The organism is Megasphaera massiliensis (genome assembly GCF_000455225.1).
Taxonomy (GTDB): domain Bacteria; phylum Bacillota; class Negativicutes; order Veillonellales; family Megasphaeraceae; genus Megasphaera; species Megasphaera massiliensis.
The window spans coordinates 1,127,176-1,129,595 of the sequence record NZ_HF954537.1; the positions used below are offsets into that span (position 1 = coordinate 1,127,176).

Sequence of the window (2,420 nt, forward strand, 5' to 3'; positions counted from 1 at the left end):
AATCAAAAAAGAGGTTCAGCGATCATCGTGTCGCTGAACCTCTTTGGTTATGGAGAAAGTTTCTTACAGGCTGTTCCACTCGCTGTTCAATTTGTCATAGCGATCGGTTGCCGCTTGGCCGCGCTGAAAGCCCGGACGGTAGTCTTCGCCCTTCTGACTGGAGCTGACACCATCATAGAGGCCGCGAAGCCGATCCTGCTGGGCCTTAAACAAGGCATCGAGCTTGTACTTCATAGCCGTATTTTCGATGGACGAATCGCTTTCGAGCTGACTGCGGGTCTTAGAAATCTGGAGGTACAAGGTATTGGCCCGGTTGTTGAATTCCCGGCTATCTTTGAAATCCTTGTGATCCTTCAAATAGTTGTTGATATCATCGGTAAGCTTATTGATATCTTCATTGAACAAGTCCTTACTGCTGGCGTAGGAAGAGAGAATCTGCTTGTCCGGATTGGCCTTTGCCTTTTTTTCTTCCTCATCCTTTTTAACTTTAGTGACATATTTTTCAAGATAGGAAACGGCAGCATCATCGTCGACGGCGGCCGTAAAGTCAGCCCCCGGAATTTGGATGGTGCGGGCGATTTTCTTGGCATTCTGAGACTGGGTGAGCATATCATTCAGTTTATCGTTAACGGCGGCATCGGTCGGCGCCTTGGCGATGGCAATGGCCTTATCGTAGAGAGCCATCTGATTTCGCATGACTTCGCGGATGGCCTGGTCATCGCTGGCATATTGGTCGGGGATCTTTTGGGGATTGTAATTCTTGGCTATTTTTTCCACATTGGCCCGACTCGTTTCCAAGGTCTTGATCAGTGACTCGGAACCATTCCCCTGGCCCTGCTGGCTGAGGAGTTTAGCGGCATCGGTGACGGACTCATTTTCTGTCGTCAGCTGCTGCGAGAGGGAGATGGCATCTTTCGTATAGTCATCTTGATGAGCCCCGTAAAAATACATACCGACGGCTCCGGCAATGACTACGACCAAGGCGATGATGACACCCACGAGGACTTTGCCGTGGCGAGCAAAAAATGACTTTTCCTGAAACGGCGGCGGTGTCGGTCGATCAGGCGGTACGACAGGAGGCAAATCATCGCCCTCCATCGGTTCCGGGTGTTCGATCGATTCTACCCGTTCATGAGCGAAGGTCTCGGTCCCCGTCTCTTCGTCGATAACCGGTTCTTCGGCGGCTGTCCGTTCGTGATCAAAGGTCTCGGTCCCCGTTTCTTCGTCGATAATCGGTTCATCTGGGTCCATTTCAGGGAGTTTGGCTCCACAAAAAGGACAAAAATCCCCTTCCACGTCGACCCATTTACCACATTCCGGGCAAAGGCGTTTTTTCATAAAATGACACATCCTTTCCGTATACACAAGCAGACTTTTTTATTTCTATTATAAGCAATTCCTTTCAATCATGCAAAAACATTGCCATGCGCTTATAGGTATCGTCGATTTCCTCGCAGCAAATCTTTTCAAAGTTGAGATAGGAATGAACCATATTGTCGTAATTATAGGTCTCCGCCCGAACGCCGAGGTCCCTGAGGCGGCGGATGTAGTCCAAACCTTCGTCATGAAAGGGGCAAAAAGACGTCGTAACGACAAAGGTTGACGGCATGGACGGCGTCAACTCGCAAAAAAGGGGCGACGCCGCCATTTTTTCGTCACGCCCCCGGAAGAACTGGTTGAAATACCAGGTCATTTTCTCCGCCGAAAATCCCGTTTCCGGGCAGCAGTTTGCCTGGCACGACGGAAAGGAACCGGTAAAGTCAAGGAGGGGATAGATCAAAATCTGATGGCTCAAGGGAAAGTCTGTCTCATGCTGCAGTTTTTGGCTGACAAAGGCGGCCATGCAGCCACCGGCACTGTCGCCGCACAAGGTTACATCCTTTTCATGGGCAATCCCCTCGGCCTCCAAAAAGGGAAGGGCCTGCCGGGCCACGGCTAAGGCATCGTCGTAGGCGGCGGGATAGGGATTTTCCGGAGCCAGGCGATATTCCGGAGAGATGACGATATGGTCCGTCGCCTTGGCAATCCGGCGGCAGACGGGATCATAGACCGAGACGGTATCGATGACAAAGCCGCCGCCGTGGTAATAGACGAGGACCGGCAGGGGCCGACTCGTATGGGGAATGTAAACGCGAACCGGCACCGGATAGGCCGGGCACCCGTCAAGGACGCCGTCGACGACGGCCGCCATCTCAACTTTGGGCAGCATCTGTTCCTGCGCCGTCCGGAACGATACTTCCCGCATCGTCACGGGCGTCATTATAAAATCCTCCACCTGATGGGCAGCGATAAAAGCTGCCACTTCCCTTTTGATAGCACTCATCATAAGCCTTCTTTCCCTCTGTTATGGTTTCTTATTTTATCATAAAAGAATCGGCCTGTGAACCGCATTTTCCGGCAACCTTTCTTTTTTAGGCAAC

The 2,420-nt window shown here is 51.5% G+C and carries 2 protein-coding genes; both read right to left on the reverse strand.

Annotated features, from left to right (window positions below; all coding sequences use genetic code 11):
• Positions 1–63: 63 nt before the first annotated feature.
• Positions 64–1,338, reverse strand: a complete 1,275-nt coding sequence (locus TX77_RS08610; RefSeq protein WP_049917332.1) for a zinc ribbon domain-containing protein — start codon at positions 1,336–1,338, stop codon at positions 64–66.
• A 64-nt stretch (positions 1,339–1,402) separates the two neighbouring features.
• Entirely contained in the window at positions 1,403–2,326 is a 924-nt protein-coding gene (locus TX77_RS08615; protein WP_230198092.1) for an alpha/beta hydrolase, read from the reverse strand.
• Positions 2,327–2,420: the final 94 nt, after the last annotated feature.